At 66.8% G+C, this 24381-nt stretch carries 21 protein-coding genes, 1 pseudogene and 1 riboswitch; of the genes and pseudogenes, 16 read left to right on the top strand and 6 right to left on the bottom strand.

Features of this window, described 5'->3' with window-relative positions:
* The first annotated feature begins 129 nt into the window (after positions 1-129).
* Both sucC and sucD read left to right on the top strand, forming a co-directional pair.
* Positions 130-1302, top strand: a complete 1173-nt coding sequence (gene sucC, locus ACYYG1_RS09430; protein WP_461210051.1) for an ADP-forming succinate--CoA ligase subunit beta — start codon at positions 130-132, stop codon at positions 1300-1302.
* Positions 1299-2174 (top strand): succinate--CoA ligase subunit alpha, encoded by an 876-nt coding sequence (sucD, locus tag ACYYG1_RS09425; RefSeq protein ID WP_461210050.1) that lies wholly within the window; start codon positions 1299-1301, stop codon positions 2172-2174. The genes sucC and sucD overlap by 4 nt, the downstream gene beginning before the upstream one ends.
* A gap of 91 nt (positions 2175-2265) precedes the next feature.
* Here the strand turns inward: sucD and ACYYG1_RS09420 are convergent, their stop codons facing one another.
* Entirely contained in the window at positions 2266-3582 is a 1317-nt protein-coding gene (locus ACYYG1_RS09420) for a tetratricopeptide repeat-containing serine protease family protein (RefSeq protein WP_461210049.1), read from the bottom strand.
* Between the two features lie 186 nt (positions 3583-3768).
* On the bottom strand, positions 3769-6105 hold the full coding sequence (locus ACYYG1_RS09415; RefSeq protein ID WP_461210048.1) for a PAS domain S-box protein: 2337 nt from the start codon (positions 6103-6105) through the stop codon (positions 3769-3771).
* A 184-nt stretch (positions 6106-6289) separates the two neighbouring features.
* On the opposite strand from ACYYG1_RS09415, the gene rfbC reads away from it, so the two are divergent.
* The 10 genes from rfbC to hgcB all read left to right on the top strand — a co-directional run bounded on the left by rfbC (position 6290) and on the right by hgcB (position 15453).
* On the top strand, positions 6290-6847 hold the full coding sequence (gene rfbC / locus ACYYG1_RS09410) for a dTDP-4-dehydrorhamnose 3,5-epimerase (RefSeq protein ID WP_461210047.1): 558 nt from the start codon (positions 6290-6292) through the stop codon (positions 6845-6847).
* Between the two features lie 30 nt (positions 6848-6877).
* Entirely contained in the window at positions 6878-8338 is a 1461-nt protein-coding gene (locus ACYYG1_RS09405) for a mannose-1-phosphate guanylyltransferase/mannose-6-phosphate isomerase (RefSeq protein WP_461210046.1), read from the top strand.
* Positions 8339-8619: 281 nt separating this feature from the next.
* Positions 8620-9222: a menaquinone reductase multiheme cytochrome c subunit QrcA gene (gene qrcA / locus ACYYG1_RS09400; RefSeq protein ID WP_461210045.1), complete on the top strand. Its 603-nt coding sequence runs from the start codon at positions 8620-8622 to the stop codon at positions 9220-9222.
* A 13-nt stretch (positions 9223-9235) separates the two neighbouring features.
* On the top strand, positions 9236-11278 hold the full coding sequence (gene qrcB / locus ACYYG1_RS09395) for a menaquinone reductase molybdopterin-binding-like subunit QrcB (RefSeq protein WP_461210044.1): 2043 nt from the start codon (positions 9236-9238) through the stop codon (positions 11276-11278).
* A 10-nt stretch (positions 11279-11288) separates the two neighbouring features.
* A complete protein-coding gene (locus ACYYG1_RS09390; RefSeq protein WP_461210043.1) occupies positions 11289-12110 on the top strand; it encodes a 4Fe-4S dicluster domain-containing protein in 822 nt (273 codons plus the stop codon).
* Positions 12103-13425, top strand: a complete 1323-nt coding sequence (gene qrcD, locus ACYYG1_RS09385; protein ID WP_461210042.1) for a menaquinone reductase integral membrane subunit QrcD — start codon at positions 12103-12105, stop codon at positions 13423-13425. Before ACYYG1_RS09390 ends, qrcD begins: the two co-directional genes overlap by 8 nt.
* Positions 13426-13564: 139 nt before the next feature.
* Positions 13565-13930 (top strand): ArsR/SmtB family transcription factor, encoded by a 366-nt coding sequence (locus ACYYG1_RS09380; RefSeq protein ID WP_461210041.1) that lies wholly within the window; start codon positions 13565-13567, stop codon positions 13928-13930.
* Positions 13927-14070, top strand: a complete 144-nt coding sequence (locus ACYYG1_RS09375) for a hypothetical protein (protein WP_461210137.1) — start codon at positions 13927-13929, stop codon at positions 14068-14070. The genes ACYYG1_RS09380 and ACYYG1_RS09375 overlap by 4 nt, the downstream gene beginning before the upstream one ends.
* Positions 14053-15153: a mercury methylation corrinoid protein HgcA gene (hgcA, locus tag ACYYG1_RS09370; RefSeq protein ID WP_461210134.1), complete on the top strand. Its 1101-nt coding sequence runs from the start codon at positions 14053-14055 to the stop codon at positions 15151-15153. Before ACYYG1_RS09375 ends, hgcA begins: the two co-directional genes overlap by 18 nt.
* 15 nt (positions 15154-15168) lie before the next feature.
* On the top strand, positions 15169-15453 hold the full coding sequence (hgcB, locus tag ACYYG1_RS09365; RefSeq protein ID WP_461210040.1) for a mercury methylation ferredoxin HgcB: 285 nt from the start codon (positions 15169-15171) through the stop codon (positions 15451-15453).
* Positions 15454-15518: 65 nt separating this feature from the next.
* Here the strand turns inward: hgcB and ACYYG1_RS09360 are convergent, their stop codons facing one another.
* From ACYYG1_RS09360 to ACYYG1_RS09345, 4 genes and pseudogenes are all read right to left on the bottom strand, one after another.
* Positions 15519-17066 (bottom strand): type II secretion system protein, encoded by a 1548-nt coding sequence (locus tag ACYYG1_RS09360; protein ID WP_461210039.1) that lies wholly within the window; start codon positions 17064-17066, stop codon positions 15519-15521.
* Positions 17067-17110: 44 nt separating this feature from the next.
* Positions 17111-18628, bottom strand: a complete 1518-nt coding sequence (locus ACYYG1_RS09355; protein ID WP_461210038.1) for a type II secretion system protein — start codon at positions 18626-18628, stop codon at positions 17111-17113.
* A gap of 104 nt (positions 18629-18732) precedes the next feature.
* Positions 18733-19359, bottom strand: a complete 627-nt coding sequence (locus ACYYG1_RS09350; protein ID WP_461210136.1) for a hypothetical protein — start codon at positions 19357-19359, stop codon at positions 18733-18735.
* Positions 19360-19368: 9 nt separating this feature from the next.
* Positions 19369-19482, bottom strand: a pseudogene (locus ACYYG1_RS09345) (type II secretion system protein); the annotation flags it as partial.
* A 273-nt stretch (positions 19483-19755) separates the two neighbouring features.
* Between ACYYG1_RS09345 and ACYYG1_RS09340 the strand changes: the two are divergent.
* The 4 genes from ACYYG1_RS09340 to ACYYG1_RS09325 all read left to right on the top strand — a co-directional run bounded on the left by ACYYG1_RS09340 (position 19756) and on the right by ACYYG1_RS09325 (position 24379).
* Positions 19756-20325: a hypothetical protein gene (locus ACYYG1_RS09340; protein WP_461210037.1), complete on the top strand. Its 570-nt coding sequence runs from the start codon at positions 19756-19758 to the stop codon at positions 20323-20325.
* A 2-nt stretch (positions 20326-20327) separates the two neighbouring features.
* A complete protein-coding gene (locus ACYYG1_RS09335; protein WP_461210036.1) occupies positions 20328-21185 on the top strand; it encodes a UshA-like (seleno)protein family 2 in 858 nt (285 codons plus the stop codon).
* Between the two features lie 115 nt (positions 21186-21300).
* A riboswitch (cyclic di-GMP riboswitch) is annotated at positions 21301-21376 on the top strand.
* A 42-nt stretch (positions 21377-21418) separates the two neighbouring features.
* Positions 21419-22216, top strand: a complete 798-nt coding sequence (locus ACYYG1_RS09330; protein ID WP_461210035.1) for a prepilin-type N-terminal cleavage/methylation domain-containing protein — start codon at positions 21419-21421, stop codon at positions 22214-22216.
* Between the two features lie 165 nt (positions 22217-22381).
* Positions 22382-24379 (top strand): AAA family ATPase, encoded by a 1998-nt coding sequence (locus ACYYG1_RS09325; RefSeq protein WP_461210034.1) that lies wholly within the window; start codon positions 22382-22384, stop codon positions 24377-24379.
* Positions 24380-24381: the final 2 nt, after the last annotated feature.

Below are 24381 nucleotides of genomic sequence, written 5' to 3'. Positions count from 1 at the left end.
CTTTGCAAAGAATAGTGCATAACCGCCAGGACGGGGCGCGCGGGAGGCCGCCGAGGCGGCCCCGCGCCCGACGTGCGACCAACGGAATCGGGCCGCGCACAGGCGCGGCCCTGGACCAAAGGAGCGGCGATGAACATTCATGAATACCAGGCCAAGGAACTCCTCAAGGCCTACGGGGTGCCCGTGCCCGAGGGCGGCGTGGCCGCCACGGTGGACGAGGCCCTGGCCGTGGCCGGGGGCCTCCCCGGGCCCGTGCGGGTGGTCAAGGCCCAGATCCACGCCGGGGGCCGTGGCAAGGGCGGCGGCGTGAAGGTCTGCAGGAGCCTGGACGAGGTCCGGGACGCGGCCCGGGCCATCCTGGGCATGCAGCTGGTCACCCACCAGACCGGGCCCGAGGGCAAACGGGTGAACAGCCTTTGGGTGGAGCAGGGCACGGACATCGCCCGCGAGCTGTACCTGGCCGTGGTCCTGGACCGAGGGGCCGAGTGCCTCACGGTCATGGCCTCGCCCGACGGCGGCATGGACATCGAGGAGGTGGCCGAGGCCCATCCCGAGCGCATCTTCACCACGCGCCTGGACGGCGGCCATCGCATCTGGCCCTTCCAGGCCCGCAAGCTGCTCTTCGGCTGCGGCCTGACTCCGGCGCAGATCGGCCAGGGCGTGTCCCTGATCACCAATCTCGTGCGCCTGTGCGTGGACAAGGACGCCACCCAGGTGGAGATCAACCCCCTGGCCGTGACCGGGGAGGGCGATCTCGTGGCCCTGGACGCCAAGATGAATTTCGACGAGAGCGCGCTGAAGCGGCATCCGGACATCAAGGCCCTGGAGGACCCCGAAGAGGAGGACCCCCTGGAGCGCAAGGCCGCGGAGCTGGGCGTGAACTACGTGAAGCTCTCGGGCCACGTGGGCACCATGGTCAACGGCGCGGGCCTGGCCATGGCCACCATGGACGCCATCAAACAGGCCGGGGCCGAGCCCGCCAACTTCTTGGACGCCGGGGGCGGGGCCAGCGTGGAGATGGTCACCAAGGGCTTCGAGGTCATGCTCTCGGACCCGGACGTGCGCGGCATCCTCATCAACATCTTCGGCGGCATCCTGCGCTGCGACGTGGTGGCCGAGGGCGTGGTGGCCGCCGCCAGGAAGCTGGACCTCCAGATGCCCGTGGTCATCCGCATGGAGGGCACCAACGTGGAGGAGGGCAGGCGGATCCTCGACGGCTGCGGCCTGAACTTCGTGACCGCCCATTCCATGACCGAGGCGGCCTCGCGCATCGCCGAACTGACCAGGGAGGCCCGCTCATGAGCATCCTCATCGACGAGAACACCAGGGTCGTGGTCCAGGGGCTCACGGGCCGCGAGGGCTCCTTTCACGGGCAGAAGATGCTGGAATACGGCACCAAGGTCGTGGCCGGGGTGACCCCGGGCAAGGGCGGCCAGGAGGTCCTGGGCGTGCCGGTCTTCGACACCGTGGCCGAGGCCGTGGACAAGACCGGGGCGGACACCAGCGTGATCTTCGTGCCCGCCATGGCCTCGGCGGACTCCGCGTGCGAGGCCGCGGCCGCCGGGGTGAAACTCATCGTGCTGATCACCGAGCACATCCCCGTGCTGGACATGGTGCGGGCCAAGGCCTTCTTGAAGGAAAGGGGGACCCTGCTCATCGGCCCCAACTGCCCGGGGCTCATCAGCCCGGGCAAGTGCAAGGTGGGCATCATGCCCGACTACATCCACAAACCCGGGGACGTCGGCCTCATCAGCCGCTCGGGCACCCTGACCTACGAGGCCGTGCACCAGCTGACCGCCGCGGGCCTGGGGCAGAGCACGTGCGTGGGCATCGGCGGCGACCCGGTGCCGGGCCTGAAGTTCGTGGAGCTGCTGGAGATGTTCCGCGCGGACCCGGACACCAGGGCCGTGTGCATGCTGGGCGAGATCGGCGGGGACAACGAGGAAAAGGCCGCCGCCTACATCCGGGAAACGAACTACCCCAAGCCCGTGTTCGGCTTCATCGCGGGCCTCACCGCGCCCAAGGGCAAGCGCATGGGCCACGCCGGGGCCATCATCAGCGGATCCAAGGGCCGGGGCGAGGACAAGATCGCGGCCCTGAAGGACGCGGGCGTTACGGTCATCGAGGAGCTCGGCCGCCTGGGCGAGACCTTGGCCAGGGAGCTCAGCGCCTAGCGGCCCGCAGTCGACTCAACCGAACAAGAGCCTTTACCAGGGTGCGGACGGAACACCGTCCGCGCCCTGTTTTTTTGCATCCTTCGGGGCGCTACTCCGCCACCACCATGAGCACGGAGTTCTGGACGCTGGGGGCGTGGGTTTCCACGGTGCCAGGATTGGCCGGGAGTTCGGCCGGGCCCGGGGAGCCCACCAGGGACTTGAGGCGGTCCAGGAAGCCGCGCTCGGGCTTGGGGGCGCGCTGGATGAGGGTGCGCACCAGGTCAGCGCGCAGGGCGTAGTTCACGTCTTGGGGCAGGGCGCCTGTCTCGCGGAACACGCGCTCGGCGTCGATCATGGCCTGGACCACGCCCACCACCTCGCCGCGCAGGTTCACCAGCGGGCCGCCGCTGTTGCCGTGGGCCAGGGGCACGGAAATCTGGAACACTCGTTCGTCCCCGCCCAGGCCCGACAGCCCGGTGATGCGGCCCGTGGCCAGCTTGGGCGACGCGCCCATGATGGCGGGCTCGGGAAAGCCCACCGTGAACACGGGCGCGCCCAGGCCCGGTTCCTGTTGGGCCAGGGGCAGGGCCGGGGGCAGGCTTTTCGGGTCGGCCACGGCCAGGAGCACCAGGTCGTTGTCCGCGTCCTCGGCGGCCACCGTGGCCGGGGCGTAGCTGCCGTCGGCGTGCACCAGGGAGATGCGCCCGCGTCCGGCCACCACGTGCCGGTTGGTCACGGCGAATCCCGGTGCCGCGATCCAGGCCGTGCCCATGGATACGCCCCGGGCCTTTGCCACGGCCCGGTCCGGGAGCTCGGCCGCGGCCTGTTCCATGCGCTCGGCCGCCGGATGCCCCGGGGCCACGGCGCGCACGGCCCGGGCCGTCTCCAGCAGCCAGTCAGCGCGGCCCTGGTTCGCGAAGCCCTGCCCGGCGCGGATGAAGTTCTGCAGGGCCGCCCTGGGGTCGCGGCGCGTGCCGTCGCCCTGGGCCAGCAGAGTGCCCAGCACGTACTGGGCGTCGGGGTCGTCGTCCCGGGCCGCCGCCTCCAGCCAGCGCAGGGCCTTGGCCGTGTCCCGGCCCACGCCCTGGCCGTGCAGGCGCATCAGCCCCAGGGAGAAGCGGGCCCGGGTGTTTCCGGCCCCGGCCGCGCGGTGGAACCAGTTGGCCGCCTGGGCCTGGAGCATGGCCGCGCTGGAGCGGCGGCTCCTTAGCTCCTCCTGCTCGGCGCGCACCATGAGCATGGCCCCCAGGAGGTACTGGGCCTCGGCCGAACCGCCCTCGGCCGCGCTGCGCAGGCGCGCGTCGTCGGCCTGGGCGGGGGCGTCGTGGGAAAAATGCGACAGCCCGGCCCGGCAGGGCCCGGCCAGGGCCAGGACCAGCGACACGCAGGCCAGGACGGCCGGGATGATGATTTTTGGGATGGGCATGGCGGTCCCCCCGGGCCTAGCGGGTTGTTGAAAAGGCCGTGTCCAGCAGGCCGTTCAAAAACAGTGAGATGCAAGGCGCAAGGAAAATCCAGGGCCGATGTGTATTCCAACGCTTCCGCTACACGAGGGTCTGGATTTTCTGCAGCAACGAAGCGACGCAGCAGATCGCTGTTTTCCAACGGCCTGCTAGGGAATCTGGACGTTGATCCAGAAACTTACGGTAGTCCCCCGGTCCACCTCGCTCTCCATGGTCACGATGCCGCCCATGAGCGTCACCAGGCGCTTGACGATGCCCAGCCCCAGGCCCGTGCCCTCGTACTTGTGCGATTTCGCCCAGTTGAGCTGCACGAAGGGGTCGAAGATGGTTTCCATCTGGTCCTGGGGGATGCCGATGCCCGTGTCCTCCACCGTGAACAACAGGCGCGCCTCCTCGGGATGCGCGGACTTGCGCAGGATGTCCACTCGGGTCCGCACCGAACCCTTTTGGGTGAATTTCACGGCGTTGCCCACCAGGTTGAACAGGATCTGGCGCACGCGGCCCTCGTCGCCCACCAGGGTTTCGGGCACGTCCGGGGCCACTTCGTAGGTCACTTCCAGGTCCTTGCTGCGGCTCTGCTCGCGGAAGGTGTTGATCACCGTGTGCAGGGTCCGGCGCAGTTCGAAGGGGTTGCGCGTGAGGCTGATTTTGTCCGCCGAGAGCTTGGAGAAGTCCAGGATGTCGTTGATGATGGCCAGGAGGCCCTCGCCCGCGGACAGGGCGATCTCGATGGAGTCGCGCTGCTCCGCGTCCAGTCCCGAGTCCAGGACCACGTCCAGCATGCCCAACATGCCGTTCAGGGGCGAGCGCAGTTCGTGGCTCATGTTGGCCAGGAATTCGTCCTTCATCTTCACGGCGTTCTCGGCCAGGTCCCGGGCCTTGCGCAGCTCGTCCTCGGCGCGCTTTTCCTCGGTGATGTCCGTGGAGACCACCAGGGCCCCGTCCCGCTCGTTGTCGCCCATGCGGAAGGGGTAGGCCTTGGTGCGGAACACGCGCCCGTTGGGCGCCACGGTGATGGCCTCCATGGGCTGTTTTTCCCGCAGGCAGGGCGTCAGGGGGCAGGCCAGGCAGGGACCTGTGTCGCTGCCCCACAGGGCGTGGCACACGCGGCCGACTATTTCTTCCGAGGTCAGGCCCGCGGCGTCGCGCACCGTGCGGTTGGCCCAGAGGATGGTGTGGTTCGCGTCCTGGAAGGTCACGGCGTCGCTGATGGTGTCCAGGATGGCCTTTTTCTCGCGTTCGGAGCGGCGCAGGGCCTCCTCGGAGCGGATGCGTTCGGTGACATCCTGGAGCTGCACGCAGCAGGTGCGCGCTTCCGCGCGAAACACGTGGATGTCGAAGATCCCGCTGATTCGCTTGTCGGAGTAGGGCTGGGGGCCCGAGTGCCAGGGGGTGCCCGTGGCGATGACGCTCTGGCAGCGCTCGATCACGTCGGTTCCGGCCAGGCCCGGGAGCACGTTCTTGAGGCTTTCGCCCAGGCCCTGGCCGTGCTCCATGCCCAGGAGCCCGGCTGCGGCCTCGTTGGCCTCCACCAGGATCAGTTCGCCGTTTTCGTCCTGGCGCAGGAGGTGTATCCCCATGGGTGAGGATTCGACGATGGCCCGGAACTTCTCCTCGCTCTCGGCCAGATCGCGCTGGGCCTTCTTGCGCTCGGTGATGTCGTGCAGGATGCAGATCATGCCCTGGACGCCGCCGTCGGTTCCGGGCAGGCCCCGGGCCACCATGCTGCCCCAGAACAGGGTCCCGTTCCTGCGGCGGAAGCGCTGCTCCGCGCGCAGGGATTCCTTGTGCCCGGCCAGGATGCGCTGCTGCATCTCCGTGCAGTGGGCCAGGCCGTCGCGGTGGGTGAAGTCCAGGGGCGTCACGTCGCGCAGGTCGTCCCAGGTGACCCCGAACAGTTCCATCCACTTGCCGTTGGCTTCCATGAAGGTGCCGTCGGGCGCGCAGATGGCGATGCCCGAGGGGGCGTCGCGGAAGATGGTCTTGAACATCCGCCCGTGCTTGAGCAGGTTCTCGCGCTCGCTGCGCGCGGCCGTGACGTCGGCCATGGAGCCGATGAGCTCGGGCGCGGAGCCGGGCGGGCCGCCGGCCAGGCAGTTGCGGTCCTGGATCCAGGCCCAGGTGCCGTCCTTGCGGCGCACGCGGTATTCCTGGGTCACGCATTCGTCCACGGACGTGCAGGCCCGGTAGCCGCCCTTGGCCAGGTCGTCGGGGTGGGTGCGCGAAGCCCAGAAATTGGGGTCGGCCAGGACCTCCGAGGGGCGGTAGCCCAGGACGTCCGTGACGTTTTCGCTGATGAATGTGGGCGCGCAGCCGCGGGCGGGGTCCGCGCGGTAGATGATCATGGGGCTGTCGGCGATGACCCGCACCAGGCGGTCCATTTCGTGGCGCAGGGCGTCCAGTTCGCGCTGCGCCGCGACGAGGTTCTCGCTGTCCGCCCAGTCCGTGAGAGCGGTCTCGTACTGGCCCGGGGAATCCTTGTTCATCAAATTTTCCTCGCGCCCGGGGCGGGGCGTTTTTCCGATATTCTGAGAATTCTAGAGGAAAACCATGCCTTGTCAACAGCGTGCGGCGCGTCCGGATTCCCGCACGATGGGGGCGCGGGGGTGTTGTCTTGGCCGGGATTCTCGGGTAAGCATGAGCGAATTAAGCAGGTTGCAGGAGGTTCCAGTGCTGGTCGAGGCAACGGGTTTTCCGGGGCTCTTCGTGGTCGTCCCCCGGGTTTTCGAGGACGGACGGGGCTATTTCATGGAGAGCTGGAACAAGGCCCTGTTCGCCGAGCACGACCTGGACCGCGACTGGGTGCAGGACAACCACGCCCGCTCCGTGTCCGTGGGCGTTCTCCGGGGCCTGCACTTCCAGTTGCCGCCCTCGGCCCAGGCCAAACTGGTGCGCGTCAGCGTGGGCGCGGTCTACGACGTGGTGGTGGACCTGCGCAAGGGATCGCCGTCCTTCGGCCGCTGGCACGGCGTGGAACTCTCCGCCGCGAACCACAGGCAGCTGTTCGTGCCCGCCGGCTTCGCCCACGGATACATGACCCTGGCAGAAGAGACGGAATTCCAGTACAAGGTGGACGCGCCCTATGACGCCGCCCGCGACGCGGGCATCTCCTACGCGGATCCCGACCTGGGCATCGACTGGCCCGGGGGGGATCCCGTTCTGTCGGACAAGGACAAGGCCCTGCCGCGCCTCAAGGATTTCGATTCCCCGTTCGTGTTCCAGGGCTAGGCCCGGAGCGCGTTTCCAGGAGACCTAGGGATGCATACAGACTCCAGCCCAGCCGATCAGCTGGCCGGATGCCAGGCCATCATCCTGGCCGGGGGCTCCGGCACGCGGCTCTGGCCCTATTCCCGCACGCTCTTGCCCAAGCAGCTGCTGGCCCTCACGGGCCCGGCCACCATGCTCCAGCAGACCGTGGGCCGCGCCCTGGGCGTGTTCGACAGCGGGGACATCTGGGTGGTGACCAACGAGGAGCAGGTCTTCGAGGTGCGCAGCCAGATCCGGGGCCTGGGCGGGGAGGACGACGATTTCGACATGAACGGCCAGGTCCTGGCCGAGCCCGTGGGCCGCAACACCCTGCCCGCCATCCTCCTGGGCATGGACCGGGCCCTTGCGCGCGACCCCGGGGCCGTGGTGGCCGTGTTCCCCTCGGACCACCTGGTGCACCGCCCGGAGGTCTGGCGCGAGGCCCTCGCGCGCGGCGCGGCCCTGGCCCGCGAAGGCTGGTTCGTGACCTTCGGCGTGGAGCCCGCCACCCCGGAAACGGGCTACGGGTACATCGAGCGCGGCGAGGATCTGGGGGACGGCTGTTTCCGGGTCGCCCGCTTCGTGGAGAAGCCCGACCTGGCCCGGGCCGAGGAGTTCCTGGCCGGAGGGCGGCATTTCTGGAACAGCGGCATGTTCGTGTTCAACGCGGCGGCCTTCGTGGCCGCGGTGGAGGCCCACCAGCCCGAGCTGGCCGCCTGGTGGGCCCGGCGCGGCGAGCCGGGGTTCCTCAAGGAGTATCCGTCCCTGCCCAACGTCTCCGTGGACTACGGCATCATGGAGAAGGCCGACCGCCAGGCCGTGGTGCGCGCGGACTTCGGCTGGGACGACCTGGGCTCCTGGGAGGCCCTGCACCGCCTGGGCGCCAAGGACGGCGCGGGCAACGTGGTCCAGGGCGACGTGCTCGGCCTGGACTGCGAGGACTGCCTGCTGTTCTCGCGCGGGGGCAAGCTGGCCGCCGTGGAGCTCAAGGGCATGATCGTGGTCCAGACGCGCGACGCCACCCTGATCTGCCCCACGGACAAGGTCCAGCGGGTCAAGGACGTGGTCACGCGCCTCAAGGCCGAGGGCAGCGCCCTGGTGGAGGCCCACGTCACGGTCAAGCGGCCCTGGGGCAGCTACACCGTGCTGGAGGAGGGGCCGCACTACAAGATCAAGCGCATCGAGGTCAGCCCCGGCGCGCGCCTGTCCCTGCAGAAGCACCACCACCGCAGCGAGCACTGGGTGGTCATCAGCGGCACGGCCGAGGTCCGCGTGGACGACCGCGAGGTCCTGCTTTTCGAGAACCAGTCCGTGGACATCCCCAAGACCGCCATGCACAGGCTGGGGAACCCCGGCAAGGTGCCCGTGGAGATCATCGAGATCCAGTCCGGCCCCTATCTGGAGGAGGACGACATCGTACGCTACGACGACGTCTACGGCCGCATCCCCGACGGCGGTGGGGCGGACGGATAGCCCGGCCACCAGCGGATGAAAAAGGTTTCCGGGGTTCGTGAATTTTTTCATTTAACCTTGACACCAAAACGGTCTCATGCATAGAAACATCGCGTCTCTTATGTCAGATTTCATTGCACATTCTTCCGCTGGAACCGGCCCCGCGGGCGCTTCGCGCCGTGCGGGGAACAAGTGTTTGCGGGGGCTTGTGCGCGGGGCGCGACCCTGATCGAGGTGGGATGCCGGGCGCGGGCCCGGTGGAAGATATTCTGTCACCTTCTTAACGGACGAGGCGAGAGCATATGGTGAAGAAAGCATCTAGCAGTGGAGGAGCGTTGCCCTTTTTCGTGGGGTTCGTGGCGATGCTCTTCGTGGGCTGGTGGGTCTTCCCCCAGGTGCTGTTCAGCAAAGCCGAACAGCCCATCCGCTTTTCACACGTGGTCCACGTGGAGGACGGGGGAATGGCCTGTGAGGACTGTCACTACCTGAACGAGGACGGCTCATTCACGGGCATCCCCAGTACCGAGGCCTGCGCCGAGTGCCACGCCGAGGCGATGGGCGAGGACCCGGCCGAGGCGAAGTTCGTCGAGGAGTACGTCAACGAGGAGAAGGAAGTGCCCTGGCTCATCTACCAGGATCAGCCGGACAACGTGTTCTTCTCCCACGCCGCGCACCAGGGCAAGGATTGCACGACCTGCCATCCCAACCTGGGCGAGAGCGACACGCCGCCCGCGCACTACAAGAACGTGCTCACGGGCTATTCCAACGGCGGCTACAAGATCGTCTTCGGCAGGGGCGTCGGAGTGGACCCAGCGTACAGCAGGGGCACCATGAAGATGTGGGAATGCGAGCGTTGCCATGCCGAGAACGGCCAGAGCAACGCCTGCTACGTCTGTCATCGTTAAGCGAGGTGGCGCAATGAATAGAAGGACTTTCCTGAGTTTCTCCGCAGGCGCCACGGCGGGATTGATGATCACTCCCATCCCGTGGAAGCTGACGGATGACATCTCCATCTGGACGCAGAACTGGCAGTGGAACCCCAAGGTTCCCAAGCGGGCCGTCTACTTCAGCGAGATGGCCTCCAAGCTCGATCCCTCGGGCGCGGGCGTGAAGGTCGCCGTGGCCGGCGGCAACGCCGTGGGCGTGGCCGGCAACGAGAACCATCCCCTGGGCAGGGGCGCGGTGTCCTCCCTGGCCGTGGCCGAGGTGGGCCTGCTGCACAGCCCCTCGCGGGTGCGCCAGCCCATGCTGAGGACCGGGAGCGGCTTCAGCGCCGTGTCCTGGGAGCGGGCCGAGGCCATCCTGGCCGAGAAGCTCGACGCGTCGCGCGGCTCGGCCGCCATGGTCAGCGGCGACGACACGGGCACGGCCAACGAGATCTTCGCCGCCCTGGTCAAGGGCCTCGAGGGCTCGTTCTACATGATGCCCGGCGAGACCCAGAGCGCGCACAAGGCGCTGAAGATGATGGGAACCGAGGGCCGCGTGGGCTACGACATCGAAGGCGCGGACCATGTCCTGCTGCTGGGCGCCGACGCCCTGGAGTCCTCGGGCACGGCCGTGCGCAACGCGCGCGCCTTCTCCGAGAGCCATCCCTCGGGCCGGGCCGCCACGGCCAGGTTCGTGTACGCCGGCCCCGTGCAGAACGGCACCGCCGTGGTCTGCGACCAGTGGATCCAGGCGCGCCCCGGCGCGGCCGCCACGGTTGCCCTGGGCCTGGCCAACCTGCTCATGGCCGACGGGGTCTCGCCCCGCGCCAAGGGCCTGTCCGCCTACCAGGCGGGCCTGGCCAAGGACTACACTCCCTCCCGCGTGGAGCGCGAGACCGGCGTACGCGCCGACGCGCTCCGCCGCATGGCCGCCGAGCTTTCGGCCGCCAAGCGGCCCCTGGTCATCGCGGGTTCCGAGTTCGGGCAGGGCGCGGGCGCCCGCGCGCTCATGGCGTCCCTGTCCCTGAACACGCTCCTGGGCCAGATGGGCGGCACCGTGAAGGTCCTGCCCGCCGCGCCCAGCGTGGTGGCCGGCGCGGGCAGCGAGGCCCAGCGCTACGCCGCCGACGTGGTGCCCTTCCTGAAGAGCGTGGCCGAGGGCCGCGAGGACCTGGGCGTGCTCATGGTCTACGACGCCAACCCGGCCTACGGGCTGCCCCAGGCCGACGTCATGGCCAAGGCCATGGACAAGGCCGCCTTTACCGTGAGCTTCAGTCCGTTCATGGACGAGACCGCGGCGCGCGCGGACCTGATCCTGCCCTGCCACATGACCGCCGAGCGCTTCGACGACCTGTACACCCCCCACGGGGCTGGCTCCGTGGTCTACAGCGTGAACCGGCCCATCGTGCGCCCCGCCTACGACACGCGGGCCACGGCGGACCTGTTCCTGGCCCTGGCCCCGCGCCTGGGCCTGGACCTGGGCTATGCGTCCTTCAAGGACGTCCTGAAGGCCAAGGCCTCGGTTTTGGGCGCGTCCTGGGCCTCCCTGAAGAAGGGCAAGGCCTTCACCGCCCCGGGCAAGGGCGCGGACCTGGACCTGACCGCCTGCGCGGCCCCGGCCGTCACGGGCGCGGGTTCCGGCATGCTGGCCCTGGCCCCGGTTGTCAAGCGCAGCCTGGGCACGGACAAGATCGCCATGCCGCCCCACAGCGCGGCCACGGTGGGCGAGTCCGAACTGGCGGGCACGAGCCTGGTGGTGGAGATGAACGCCAAGACCGCGCGGACCTGCGGCGTGCGCGCCGGGCAGACCGTGCGCGTGTCCGGCTCCGGCGGCGAGATCGTCGCCGAGGTGCGGGTCTCCGAACGGGTCATGACCGGCGTGGTGGCCGCCCCCATGGGCTTCGGCCGCACCGCCTGGGACGGCTTCAGCAGGGGCCTGGGCGAGAACGCCTACAGGCTCCTGGCCGCGGCTGACGACCCCGAGACCGGCCTCACCGTCTGGTCCGACAACCGCGTGAGCATCGCCACCGCTTAAGGGAGGAATCATGTCTGCATTCAAGGAATTCCCGATCAGGTGGGGCATGGTCATCGACATTGACAAATGCACCGGATGCGGCAACTGCATCACCGCCTGCAACAAGGAAAACAATATCGCACCCCAGGAAGAGGCCAAGGCTCGCCTGGAGCGCAAGGGCTTTCCCACGCGCTTCAAGAAGATGCAGTGGCTGACCATCTACGAACTCTCCAACAAGAAGAGCGGAGCGGAGCACGACACAGCGTTCCTGCCCCGCCCGTGCATGCAGTGCGGCATGCCCTCGTGCGTGTCGGTGTGCCCGGCGACGGCCACGGACAAGAACGAGAACGGCGGCATCGTGAGCCAGATCTACCCGCGTTGCTTCGGCTGCCGGTACTGCATGGCCTCGTGCCCCTACCACGCCCGCGTGTTCAACTGGGACCAGCCCTTCTTCCCCGAAGGCATGGAGAAGCAGCTGACCCCCAACGTGTCCGTGCGTTCCCGAGGCGTCGTGGAGAAGTGCAACTTCTGCCACCACCGCCTGATGTACGCCAAGGACGCGGCCCGCGTGGCCGGCGAGGATCCGGAGAAGCTGGCCGACGGCGCCTACGTGCCCGCGTGCGCCGAGGCCTGCCCCACCGGGGCCATCACCTTCGGCGACGTGAAGAACCCTGAGCACGCGGTGTACGAGCTCGTGAAGAGCCCCAACACCTTCCGGCTCCTGGAGCGCCTGGGCACCGACCCGCAGGTCTACTACATGAGCAAGCGGGAGTGGGTGCGCCGCGAGGGCGACAACTACCTGGAAACCGAGGGCGCGGCCCATGTCGCCACTGGAGGTGCTCATCATGGATAGAGCTTTTTGGCCCGAAGGCGTCGAGCGTTGCTCGTTCGGCAAATTCCTGCTTTGGCTGGGCTTCATCGGCATCTTCCTGGCCCTGGGCCTGTATGAGGCGCTGATGATCCTGATCCCGGACGGCCTGGCGCGCACCGCGCTGGACAACTACTTCGGGTTCGGGCTGTGGATCACCTTCGACCTGGGCGTCATCGCCCTGGGCGCGGGGGCGTTCTTCACGGGCCTTCTGAAATACATCCTGGACATCAAGGAGCTGGAGAAGATCGTCAACCTGACGGTCATCGTGGGCTTCATCTGCTACTCCGGGGCCATGCTGGTCCTGGCCCTGGACGTGGGCCAGCCGCTTAGGTCCTGGTTCGGCTTCTGGCACCCCAACGTCCACTCCATGCTCACCGAGGTGATGTTCTGCATCACCTGCTACCTGATGGTGCTGACCCTGGAGTTCGTGCCGAACATCCTGGAGAACCGGAAGCTCAACGAGATTCCGATCCTGCACAACATCGCGCACAACTTCCATTACGTGATGCCGCTCATCGCGGGCATCGGCGCGTTCCTGTCCACCTTCCACCAGGGCTCCCTGGGCGGCATGTACGGCGTGCTCTTCGCCCGCCCCTACATCCTGCGCGACGGGTTCTTCATCTGGCCCTGGACCTTCTTCCTGTTCGTGCTCTCCGCCGTGGCCTCGGGGCCCTGCTTCTCGGTCCTGGTGGTCAAGCTCATGGAGCTCCTGACGGGCAAGCAGCTGGTGGACTACAACATCAAGAAGCTCATGTGCCGCATCGGCGGAACCATGCTGGCGCTGTACATGTTCTTCAAGTTCCTGGACACCTGGGCCTGGTACAAGGACGTGCTCCCGCGCTCCGGCCTGACCTGGGACCAGATGTTCAACAGCGGCCTGGGCTACGGCGAGGGCCTCTTGTGGGCCGAGCTGTTCCTGTGCGGCGTGATCCCGGCCATCCTGCTGCTCACCCCGCGCTTCCGCAACAACCCGGCTCTGCTCTACACCGCGGCCATCCTCAACTGCTGCGGCGTGATCATCAACCGCTACGTGTTCACGGTCCAGGCCCTGGCCATCCCGGTCATGCCCTTTGACCAGTGGTACTCGTACGCCCCGAACTGGGCCGAGTGGGCGCCGTCCATCGCCATCATCGCGTACGGCTTCCTGATCCTCAGCCTGGCCTACCGCTACCTGCCGGTGTTCCCGCAGGAAGTGGAGCTGAACAACTACGGCGCGGCTCCGGCGGCTCCCGCGGCCCCGGCCGAGCCCGAAGAGGCTTCCGCCCCGGACACGGACGCGGAGCCCGAAACCGCGTAACCCCACACGCGGATCATATGCTCTCGGGGGCCCGGTTGGTTCGCCAGCCGGGCCCTTTTGCGTCCGGCGCGGCGCAGGGCTGTTGACCGCCGGGTTTTTATCGTTTATCGTCGATTTACGATTAAGACGCGGAGGGATCATGCGAGATAAAGACGAAGCCCGGGCCGGGCGGGGCTGCTGCGACGGCGCGGGCCTCCCGGCCGGGGACGCGACGCCCCTGGTGGAGGATTCGGCGGAGCTGGCCGAACTGTGCAAGGCCCTGGGGCATCCGGCGCGGGTGGCCATCCTGCGCCATCTGGCGGCCGTGGACCGCTGCGTGTGCGGGGGCATCGTGTCCGTGCTGCCCCTGGCCCAGTCCACGGTCAGCCAGCATCTGAAGGTTCTCAAGGACGCCGGGCTGGTGCGCGGCGAGGTGGAGGGCCCGAGCATCTGCTATTGCCTGGACAAGGACCGCCTGCGGCGCTGGCGGGACCTGGCCGCGGCCCTGGGAGGCGGAGTTTCATGAACGGTTTCGAATTGCAACGTATGGAGGCCGTCCGCGAGGACGTCTGCTGCGATCCCCGGGAGATCGGGGAAGTGGACGGTTGCGCCGGAGAGTGCGGGCCGTCGCCGTCCCAGACCCTGGTCATGGAAGGGCCCTGCTGAGGGCCCAGGACCGCGTCCGGGTTCGGACGCCATGACAGGCCGGGCATGCGGCGAGAGCCCTTTGTCCTTGATTTCGTGGACACGCCCTTGGGGCCGGTTCCCCGCGTGGCCGCGCGCCTTGGTGTGCGCGACCTGGCCGGGGCCGCCCTGGCTAGGCTGGGCCTGAACCGCGACCGCTACCGCATCGTCCCGGGGCTGTACTGCGTGGGCGAGCCGGACCCGGTCTCGCCCGTGCTGGTCACGGCCAACTACAAACTGAGCTTCGATGCCCTGCGCAAGGAGCTGCGCGACGTGGACGCCTGGGTCCTGGTGGTGGACACCCACGGTATCAACGTCTGGTGCGCCGCGGGCAAGGGCACCTTCTCCACCGAGGAGGTGGCGCACTGGGTGCGGGCCAGCGGCCTTGAGCAGGTGGTTTCCCACCGTGAGCTGGTGCTGCCGCAGCTGGCCGCCACGGGCGTGGCCGCGCACAGGCTGCGCAGGCTGTGCGGATTTTCCGGGCGCTTCGGCCCGGTGGCGGCCCGGCACCTGCCGGAGTACCTGGGCTTGGCGGACCGCAAGAATCCGCCCGAGGCCATGCGTCGCGTGACCTTCGCCCTGAAGGAGCGGGCGGTGCTCGCGCCTGTGGAGGTCGTACTGCTGTGGAAGACCCTGCTGGCCATGGCCCTGGGCGTGCTTTTGCTCTCGGGCCTCGGGCCGCATGTCTTCAGCTTCGTCTCGGGCTGGGCGCGGGGCGGATGGGGGCTGGCCGCCACGGCCGCCGGGGTCCTGGCCGGGACCGTGGCCGTGCCTCTGCTGCTGCCCTGGCTGCCCGGCCGGGCCTTCAGCCTCAAGGGCGCGTGGCTCGGCGTCGTGGCGGGCACCGCCGTGGGATGGGCCTCGGGCCTGGGCCTTGCGGCGGGCGCGGGGCTGTGCCTGTGGGCCACGGCCCTGGCCTCGTACCTGGGCATGAACTTCACGGGCTCCACCCCCTTCACCTCGCCCTCGGGCGTGGAGCGGGAGATGCGCCGGGCCATCCCCGTCCAGGCCGGTGCGGCCGTCCTGGCCGCCGGGCTGTGGCTGTATTCGGGATTCATGGGCTGAGAAGCGGAGAACGGCATGAAGGATTTCAGGTATTTCGAGGATGCGGCCAGCCTGGAGCTGGATGCGGGGGCCTGCGTGGGCTGCGGCCTGTGCGTGCAGGTCTGCCCCCATGGGGTCCTGGTCCTGCGGGACGGGCGCGCCGTGCTCGCGGACCCGGGCGCGTGCATGGAATGCGGGGCCTGCGCCAGGAACTGCGCCGCCGGGGCCGTGTGCGTCACCCCGGGCGTGGGCTGCGCCGCCTACATCATCCAGACCTGGCTCCCCAAGGCCCTGCGTCGCAATGACGAGGGCTGTTGCTGAAGGCTCGACGCAAAAAAAGACCCGCCCCGGACTTCCGGAGCGGGCCTTGTTGGTTTCACAGGCCGTCAGGGCAGGAATTTTATGCCGAAGTCCGTGATGGTCACGCTGGTCTCGATGGTCGGGGAATTGGAGAAGGTCCAGCCGAATCTGAACTCGTCCACGTCATACAGGGAAGGTTCGGCATGGAACAGATCCGGGGTCGGGTCCGTGCCGAGATACGAGGTGGTGAGATCCGAACTGATGTCGTCGCCCACCCAGACGCGGATGTCGTAGTTGGTGGCGTTCTTGTCCAGTTCGATGCGCACCCTGTGGGGGGAGGTGTCGTTGATGCCGAAGGTTTCCGAGGACCCGTCGGGTTCGGCGGCGGGGTTGGGCCCGTCGCTCGTGGCGGTCGCCGAGAAGGTGAATAATGTCTCCTGGTCGTGGAGTATGTCGTCCTCGGTCGTGCCTCTGTCGTTCCAGCAGAGCAGGGCGATGTGATCCGCGTTGGGGTCGTTGCCGTGGCTTGCGCCGGCGTCCCGGTTCACGTCGAATTCAACGCCGACCCTGTTCAGGGGAATGGTTTTGCCGTTGCCGCATATGGATGGGGAGACATCGCTCCGGCTTCCTCCGAATCCCAGGTACTCATCGGCGCAGCCGCAAAGATTCTCGACGGTGTCGCTGCTGGTGCCCTTGATCGCTGCGAAGGTGAAGCCTTCGCCCGGCTCCGCGAAGGTGAATTCGAAATACGCCCGGAAACCGTTGGCCAGCTCGCAGAGGCCGTCGGTGCAGTTGCCTGCGGCGGCATCACCCGCGTACCAGAGGCAGTTGGCCGCCCGGCCGCCCGTCACGGTGCTGTCGTAGGAAATGGTTTTTTCCTCGGTGTCCACCGTGACGAGGTTGACGGTGCCGTAGCCCTGGGCCACTCCGCCTTGCGGGAAATCAGCGATGTCGTTCGCCGTGCTGACGTCGGAGCCGGCCGGGGCGACGTTCGAGGAACTCGATGCCTCGGCCTTTTCCTGCAAGTAGGGCAGGAGCGCGAACTCCACAAGGTCGTCGTTTTGCCCGGCTGTGGTGTCGAGCCCGTCCAGGTCCGCGCCGAAGGGATAATGCACGAAGGTGCCGACCCCGTCGGTCACGCCCGAATCGTCCACGTCCTGGGTTCTGTCCGCGCCCGTGGAGAAGAGTATAAAGGCCACGTCAGTGGTGGACGAGAGCACCGTGGAGTCGTTGCTGTCGGGGTGCTGCTCCACGTCCAGCTGCGTGGCGTTGGAGCCCTGATTGACGTTCACGGCGTACAGGAATTCGTCCGAGCTGTTCTTGGCCACGATGTAGTGGATGCGCTCGCCCCAGGGGTCGGTGTTGTGGCCGATGAGGTCCGCGGGAACCAGGATCTGCCCGGGGACGGTGGTGGTGTCGGGTGCAGGGAGATTGCCGTGGACCGCCGCGTAGCCGATGATTTCGTCGCGAGTTTCCTGCAGGCCGAATTTGGCCTTGCGGGCCTTGTCCTTGCCCACGGAGCCCAGGATGCGCGGCATGATGGTGGCCACGACTATGCCCACGATGACCATGATCACGGCCATCTCGATGAGGCTGAAGCCTGTCCTCGCGTCTCGGGAGTGTTGGCTGGGCATATATACGGCTCCGGAAATTTTGTGTGTTGCCAGGGACTCCGGCGTCAGGGCAGGAACTTGATGCCGAAATTGTAGAGGGTGATCCGTTGCTTCACGCCGCCCGTTCCGATGGTCCAGCCGAAATTGAAATCATCGAAGCTGGGGGAGGCGGAGTAGACGAGGGTGGCATTGGTCGTGGGAGTGTCGTCGTAGGCGGTGTAGTCCTCGGTCAGGTCGTCGAATTTGGTGCAGTTCTCCGAGGTGCAGTCCTTGACCCAGGCCTCGACGTGCCAGGTGTCGGCGGACGTGGCGTTGACCTCCACGCGCACCGACTGGGTCAGGGTGTCTTCCATCCACGGGGCTGTCGTGCCCGTGTAGAAGGCGGCGTCTCCGGCCACGGGGTTTGTTGCGGGGGAGATGACGGCCGGGTTGCCGATGATCTCCCCGTGGCGGGTGTCGTAGGATCGCCCGTCGGTGCTCCAATAGTCCATGGCGAGGTGGTTGTTCGTGGGGTCACGATAAGGGTGCGTTCCGGTTGTGGGGTTTGAGCGGAAGAAGTCGAATTCCACTGCCATCTTGGGCGGTTCGAGTTCACCCGCGCTGCTGGTTCCGGCATATCCGAACTCGGAGCCGGTGCCGCCGCAATCCGAGGGCGCGTTGGCGGCGGCGTTCATGAAGGCGAAGGTGAAGCCGTCGCCGAAATCGACGGTGTCCGTGTCGCTGGCGTCGTTTTCGGAAGTCTGGAATTCGAAGAAGACTCTGACGCCGGTCCCCCATGGGCAGTCGCCGTTGGTGCAGTTGCCCGCGTCGCCCTGGTACCAGACGCACGCGGAGCCGTTGCCGGAGGTCCCCTGATCGGCGCCCATGTTCACGGTGTTGGCCGTGGTGTCCACGACCACGGTGGTCGGGCCGGTGGTCGGGTTCGCCGTGTCCCCGGCGCCTTCGCCGCTGAAGTCGGTTATGTCCGCGGCGAAGGACGCGTCCGAGCCCGCGGGGGAATAGGAATCGCTGGTGGTGTTGGTGCAGATCTTGTTGCGCAGGTAGTTGAAGGACACGTATTCGTACTGGTCGTCGAATTCCTCGTGGCCCGTGGTTGGAGTCCAGGATCTCTGGTCCCAGACCTGGACCACATGGGATCCCGGTTCGGCGTATTCGGCGCTCACGTTGCGGCCCGTGCTGAGGACGATGAAGCCCAGGTCGCCGTAGTCGTTGTCCCCCGAGGGGTCGGTGAGGCGCAGGGTCAGGTCGTCCGTGGGCGTGGCGGAGCAGAGGTTCGTGCCCGAGAGGTTCGAATCCGCCCAGTAGACCAGCGCCTGGCCGTAGGGGTCCTTGCCGATGCCCAGGTCGTTTTCGAATTCGTCCTGGGTGGGCAGGCGCTTGTTGATCAGGGCGAAGCCGATGATCTCGTTCCTGGCTTTTTCAAGAAAATCACTGGTGGCCGTGCGTTTTTCGCGTTTTACGAGGTCGCCGATCATGGGCAGGGTCAGCCCGGCCAGAAGACCGATGATGACCAGCACGATGGCCATCTCGATGAGGGTGAATCCCACGGTCCGCCCGCGCGCCCGGACGTGATTCTGGTTCATTGTTCCTCCGCCGCTGTTGCCCCGCGTATGCGGGCTTCTGTTTTTCGGGGTGCGGGGAGCGGGGCCCCCCGGTCAGTCGCTTCCATGTCGCCGGGGCGCGTGCCCTAGCGTGTCAGTTCCGCGTTCAACTCGGCCCCGGTGATGACGACCATCTGGTCGTCATGCACAAGGGTGTCGGCATTGGCCGCCGTGCCGGTGTCGTCCTCGGAGAAGTCCGGCGGATCGGCGGGATTCAGCGGGGCGATCTGGCTGTCCCCGGCCGCCGTGAAGACGTCCCTGTAGGACTGGTTGTCCGCCTCGCGGTCGCGGCCGAAACTGACGAGCACGAAGGCCACTGCAGGGACCTCGACCCCGTCCTTGTCGATGATGGTCGAGGCGTTGGACGGCGCCGTGGCGTTCTGGCCCTGCGCCTCGTTGTCCAGGACGTAGGTCCCGGAGATGGGCAGGTAGCCTCCGGCTCCATTGTCCCTGATTCCCTCAAGGATATAGATTGGTTGGCCCCAGGCGTCCACCAGGTTGCAGATGCAGTTGTCCACATCCATGGCCGGGCTGGAGCGGTTCGGGTCGGAACAGAGGGTGTTGTCGGTGGGGTCGCCCGTGCTGGATGCGCCCGTATAGGACGGGAAGGTGTTGGAGTAGAAGATGTGCTCAAGCAGGCACTCTTTGGCCTCGTAGAGGGTGGAGGCGGTCTTGGCCACCCTGCGGCCCTCCATGAGGGAGAACCAGCCCATTGCGCCAGCGCTCAGGATGAGGCCAACGATTACCAGGACCACGCCCAACTCGATAAGGGTAAACCCGCGTCTGCGCCGAAGGGTTTTGACGCTTCTGGGAATAAGAGACTGTACGGACGACACGCTGATCCCCCCGTGGAACGTGAAAGTGGTCTCGACAGTATGGAATCAAGAATGGCTTTTTTTGAGGGAAAACGCAATACGCGTTCCGGGATTCATGCCCTCCCTCGTGCGTGCGGAGGGGGGCGGCACGACGCGCAACGAGTTTTATGCTTGGGCTATTGATATTTTTATTTGATTGAAATACGAAAGGTTGTGCTGGCAGAAGCGGGTCTTTCGTTGGAGTCAGCGCATACAGGGGGGGACAGGGTGAGAGGACTGCCGCCGAGACGGCGTATGGGGTACAGCCAGACGGAGATTCTGACGGGCGTGGCCTTGGTGGCGCTGCTGCTGTTCGGGCTGCTGTCCGTGGTCCTGTCACCGGGCGGGGACGACGGGGGGGTGCCTCCCTACCGCGCGGCCAACGCCATGTATGTCTACAACGCCCTGGAGCGCCAGCGGGTGGCGGTTCTGACCTACACTGACATGACCGGGATGCTGCCCGGCGACGACACACGGCCCGCCATGGTGGACGGGGTGCTCGTGGCCGGGAACGACGACGGCAGGATCGATTCCGGCCGCGGCGAGGCCGCCAAGGCCTTTGTGGATTTGCAGGAAACCGGGGTCAATCCCGACCGCGAAATCCGCATCCGGGGCCTGGTGCTGGAACTGCTCTGGGTTCGGTTGATGTCCGGCGGCAAGGTCTTGGTGGAGGACAATTTCTTCAAGCTGCCCGGGGTCGACAGGCAGGAGGCCCTGGCCTTCGACCGCAAGTTCGACGACGGGCACCAGGACGCGGGCAACGCCGTGTATCTGGGGAACGACGATACCGTGGACTTCTACTACAGGCTGACTCTCATACGATGACCATGCGACCGCTGTTCATTTCTGTTTGTGTCTGCGTCCTGCTCCTGTCCGCGCCCTGCGCGGCGGCTCCGGGCACTTTGCGGACCCTGATTTTCACCAGCAACTCTTTCGGCGAATTCGCCCCTTGCCCGACGTGCGGCAAGGGGGCCCTGGGCGGTCTGGGCCGCAGGGCCGGGCTGTTCGAGGCTCTGCGCGTTTCGGATCCCGGGGCGCTGTTCGTTTCCGGGGGCTGGGAATTCCTGTCCTATTCCCCACGCAAGAAGACCCGTCAGGAAGTCTTGCCCGCCTTGGCCGAAGCCTACGGGCTCCTGGGCTACGACGCCGGCCTGGTGCTGCCCGACGAGGCCCGGGCCCTGAGCCGGTCGGAAGCGGCTTTGCCGCCGGGCTTCGCGCCTGTCCAGGCCCGGCCCTGGACGCGGACTCTGGAGTGGGACGGCCTGAAGCTCGGCCTCGTTGACTTCCCGTTCAAGGAGTCGGCCTATGCCTCTGCGCCCGAGGCTCTGCGGGATGCCGTGGTGCAGGCCGCCGAGGAGTTGAGGCCGTCGGTGGACCTGGTGCTGGGGCTGAGCCCGTGGGGAGAGCGGGACGAACTGGCCCTGGCCGAGGCCCATCCCGGGGCGTTCGACGTGCTCCTGGGCTCCGGGCCGGGCACGGGATACGGGGTGCGCGCCGTTCAGGGGCGCACTGTGTGGGTGCGGTCGCCTTTTGACGGGCGCGGGGTCATGCGCCTTGATATATTGGCGTTGCCGGGAGACGGGGATGAGTGGCTGGAAGGCAGGAATTTCAAGGCGGAAGCCCTGCAATTGGACGCCAAGGTTCGCGAGGATGCTCGCGTGACCAATCTTTTCGCTTGGTTCTAGGGACCGAGGCGAGCCGTTTTGACTGAGGCGGATTTTGTACAATGTTTCAGCGACGGGGGGCGCGATATCGAATTGACATGCGGATTGGTTTGTAGTGTATTGTTTTGGTAAGTGAGCTAGAGAAAGCCAAACCCACCGCGAGGGGGGGACGGAAAGTCACGGGTCTCGGGGGAGACGGCCGGACTGCCTAGGGGGTCAGGATACGGAAACAATTTTTTGAAGGAGGAGCATCCATGAACAAGCCGAACCTGAAACGCAAGGTGGTTTCCGGCTTTACCCTGGTGGAAATGGCTATCGTTCTCGTCATCATCGGCATCATCCTCGCGGGTGTGATGAAGGGCCGCGACATCGTGCGCGGCGCGCAGGTCAAGCAGTTCTCCCAGCAGTTCGCCCAGAAATGGGGCACCGTGGCCCAGACTTATTACGACAAGACCGGGCAGATCCTGAACGACGGTGAAGTCAACGGCGGTATCGCCGGGAACGCCCCCGACGGCAAGATGGACGGCCTGATCGCCGGTTCCGGTCCCAAGGCCCTCCGGATTCTGACCGCGCTGGAGAACGTGGGCATCGTTCCTTGTAGCATCATCAAGTCCAAGCTGATCAATCCTGTCGTCGCGGGAACCGTCGTGGTCGCCGCCGCCACCGTATGCACGGACGCCGCCGGCGGAACCGGCAACGCCCTGATGAACCCCTGGCAGACCCTGGTCGAGGGCGAGTTCGCCGGTTCGCAGATCGTCACCGCTGACCTCCTCAACTTGTCCCTCACGATGCAGGGCAAGCAGGTCCTCCGCAACTGCGTGGTGCTGTACAACGTGCCCGTGGACGTCGCCAAGGGCCTGGACACTGCCATTGACGGCCTTGCCGACGGCGAGGCCGGTTCGTGCATCGGCGGCGTGGCCACTGTTGCCGGCGCCGCCATAACCTACTATGGCGCTGCGGGGGCCGCCCAGACGGCCCAAGCGTGGAACAACACCGTCTCCGCTGCCAATACCGCTGTTGTCCAGACGGCGATCATCATCTTGGACTACTAGGCCGAAGTTAATCGAACCCTGTAAGGGCCCCTCTCCCTCTCCGGGAGGGAGGCCCTTTTTCATGGGTCGGCCCAGGTGACGCCCTGCGCATGGGCGTTGCCTGCGCCGAGGCAAATGTGTTAGGAATCGGACAGTTCCCGGATTTCCCGCGCAGGAGGCAGCCACTTGACCACCGACATATTCGAAGCCCTGGGCCTGGACCGCAACCCGTTTTCCATGGCCGCGGACACCCAGGGGTATTTCCATACCGACACGACCAAGCAGATTCTCGACGAATTGTCCTTCGGGATCCTTTCGCGCAAGGGTTTCCTGCTGCTCACCGGCGAGGTGGGCGTGGGCAAGACCTCGCTCCTCTACCAGTTGCTCAGGCGGCTGGAGCACGAGAACCTCGTCACCTCCTGGATCTTCAACACCATGCTCAACAAGGAGGAGCTGCTGCACGCCATCGCGCGGGATTTCGGGCTGGACGCGCCCAAGTCCGCCAACGTGGCCCAACTCATCGACCTCCTGCAGGGCTATCTGGTGGAACAGAACGCCCAGGACAAGAACTGCGCCATCATCGTGGACGAGGCCCACAACCTGAGCCTGCCCGCCATGGAGGCCCTGCGCATGCTCTCCAACCTGGAGGTCAGCGGCCGCAAGCTGGTGCAGATCCTCCTGGTGGGACAGCCCGAGCTCAAGGAGCGCCTGGACGAGCAGAAGCTTCGCCAGCTCAGAAGCCGCATCAGCATCTTCAAGGATCTGCGCGCCTTCGACCTGGAGGAAACCGGGCGCTACGTGAATTTCAAGCTTTCCAGCGCCTCGTCGCAATTCCGGCTCACGGGCGCGCCCCTGAAGCTCCTGTTCCGGGCCACCTGCGGCAATACGCGCATGATCAACCTGATCATGGAGCGCGCCCTGTACGCGGCCGTGGCTTTCGGGGAGAGCGATTTCACCGTCAAGGTGCTGAGGGCCGCCGTGGCCGAGATCGCCACCTGCCAGATCGAGGTGGCCGAGCGCATGGGCAAGGGCGGCAGGCTCTTCCGGTACGTGGCCGTGGCCGCGGGGGTGCTGCTCCTGTTCGCCGCGGCCTTCGCCCCCTACATCCCCGGTCAGGACGGGTTGCGGAGCCCCGTGGCCCTGGTGGCGGCCAAGGTCTCGGCCATGCGCGCCAACGCGGCCCTGGACGAGGTCCGCGAGCAGGCCCGCGCCGAGGCCATGGCCAAGGTGGCGGCCGAGGTCCGCGCCGAAACCCTGAAGAAGGCCGAGGCCGAAGCCCGTGCCGAGGCCGAGGCCGGGGCCTTGGCCGACGCGCAGCGCAGGGCCGAGGAGAAGGCCAAGGCGGAGGCCGAAGCCGAAGCAAAGCGCAAGGCCGCCGAGAAGGCCAAGGCCGAGGCCGAAATCGAGCGCCAGGCGGCGGAAAAGGCCAAGGCCGAAGCCGACGCCGAGCGCAGGGCCGCCGAAAAGGCCAAGGCCGAGGCCGACGCCGAGCGCAAGGCCGCCGAAAAGGCCGAAGCCGACGCCAGGGCCAAGCGCCGGGCGGCGCAACAGGCCGTGGCCGAAAAACAGGACACCCGGATTCCGTCCGCCTCCAACGCTTCCGGCGCGCAGGCCGCGGCGGGCCCCTCCAACGGCCCGGAAAATCGAAAAGTCTCCTTGACAACGGGTCCTAAAATTGCGACATCTCTGGATACTACAACAAAAATGCCTAGTGGGGCGGGGTATGATCCCTCCTATTACGCGTTTTTGAAACCGGTCGGGCTGGAGGCCTCGGTGGACGCGTTCGCGCGGGCCGTGGCCGAAAAGAAGATCGGGGTGTTTGAAGAGGTACTGCCCGGGGGGGTGCAGGCTCTGAAACTGGATCGGCTGCCCGCCGAAAAAAAGATTCCCTTCTCAGCATTCCCCTGGAAAAAGACCGTTGACGAGAATCCCGCGTGGATCGTGCTCTGGCGCCCGCCCTTCGTGATCAAGGATTTCTACTACGGGTACCGGCACGAGGACATTCTGGCCCTGCAGATGATGCTCAAGAAATTGGGCTACTACTGGGGGCCGGACGACGGGATGGTCGGACCGGTCACTTGGCGCGCCATCAACAGCTTCCAGAAGGACATGAAGCTCAAGCGCACCATGTGGCCCGACCCCGAGACGGTTTTCTGGCTCAATGTAATGTCCAGGCAGGGCTAAGC

Source organism: Desulfocurvus sp. DL1XJH-121, from assembly GCF_054819825.1.
The sequence above is the reverse complement of the archived record's forward strand: the minus strand, read 5'-3'. Positions and strand labels throughout refer to the sequence as shown.

Coding starts and splice junctions, on each gene's coding strand:
- ACYYG1_RS09360 (WP_461210039.1), bottom strand. CDS start 17,066: ATGCCCAGCCAACACTCCCGAGACGCGAGGACAGGCTTCAGCCTCATC.
- ACYYG1_RS09350 (WP_461210136.1), bottom strand. CDS start 19,359: ATGGGCTGGTTCTCCCTCATGGAGGGCCGCAGGGTGGCCAAGACCGCC.
- ACYYG1_RS09335 (WP_461210036.1), top strand. CDS start 20,328: ATGCGACCGCTGTTCATTTCTGTTTGTGTCTGCGTCCTGCTCCTGTCC.
- ACYYG1_RS09375 (WP_461210137.1), top strand. CDS start 13,927: ATGAACGGTTTCGAATTGCAACGTATGGAGGCCGTCCGCGAGGACGTC.
- sucC (WP_461210051.1), top strand. CDS start 130: ATGAACATTCATGAATACCAGGCCAAGGAACTCCTCAAGGCCTACGGG.
- ACYYG1_RS09330 (WP_461210035.1), top strand. CDS start 21,419: ATGAACAAGCCGAACCTGAAACGCAAGGTGGTTTCCGGCTTTACCCTG.
- qrcA (WP_461210045.1), top strand. CDS start 8,620: ATGGTGAAGAAAGCATCTAGCAGTGGAGGAGCGTTGCCCTTTTTCGTG.
- sucD (WP_461210050.1), top strand. CDS start 1,299: ATGAGCATCCTCATCGACGAGAACACCAGGGTCGTGGTCCAGGGGCTC.
- ACYYG1_RS09380 (WP_461210041.1), top strand. CDS start 13,565: ATGCGAGATAAAGACGAAGCCCGGGCCGGGCGGGGCTGCTGCGACGGC.
- qrcB (WP_461210044.1), top strand. CDS start 9,236: ATGAATAGAAGGACTTTCCTGAGTTTCTCCGCAGGCGCCACGGCGGGA.
- ACYYG1_RS09415 (WP_461210048.1), bottom strand. CDS start 6,105: ATGAACAAGGATTCCCCGGGCCAGTACGAGACCGCTCTCACGGACTGG.
- ACYYG1_RS09420 (WP_461210049.1), bottom strand. CDS start 3,582: ATGCCCATCCCAAAAATCATCATCCCGGCCGTCCTGGCCTGCGTGTCG.
- ACYYG1_RS09405 (WP_461210046.1), top strand. CDS start 6,878: ATGCATACAGACTCCAGCCCAGCCGATCAGCTGGCCGGATGCCAGGCC.
- ACYYG1_RS09390 (WP_461210043.1), top strand. CDS start 11,289: ATGTCTGCATTCAAGGAATTCCCGATCAGGTGGGGCATGGTCATCGAC.
- ACYYG1_RS09340 (WP_461210037.1), top strand. CDS start 19,756: ATGGGGTACAGCCAGACGGAGATTCTGACGGGCGTGGCCTTGGTGGCG.
- qrcD (WP_461210042.1), top strand. CDS start 12,103: ATGGATAGAGCTTTTTGGCCCGAAGGCGTCGAGCGTTGCTCGTTCGGC.
- ACYYG1_RS09355 (WP_461210038.1), bottom strand. CDS start 18,628: ATGAACCAGAATCACGTCCGGGCGCGCGGGCGGACCGTGGGATTCACC.
- hgcB (WP_461210040.1), top strand. CDS start 15,169: ATGAAGGATTTCAGGTATTTCGAGGATGCGGCCAGCCTGGAGCTGGAT.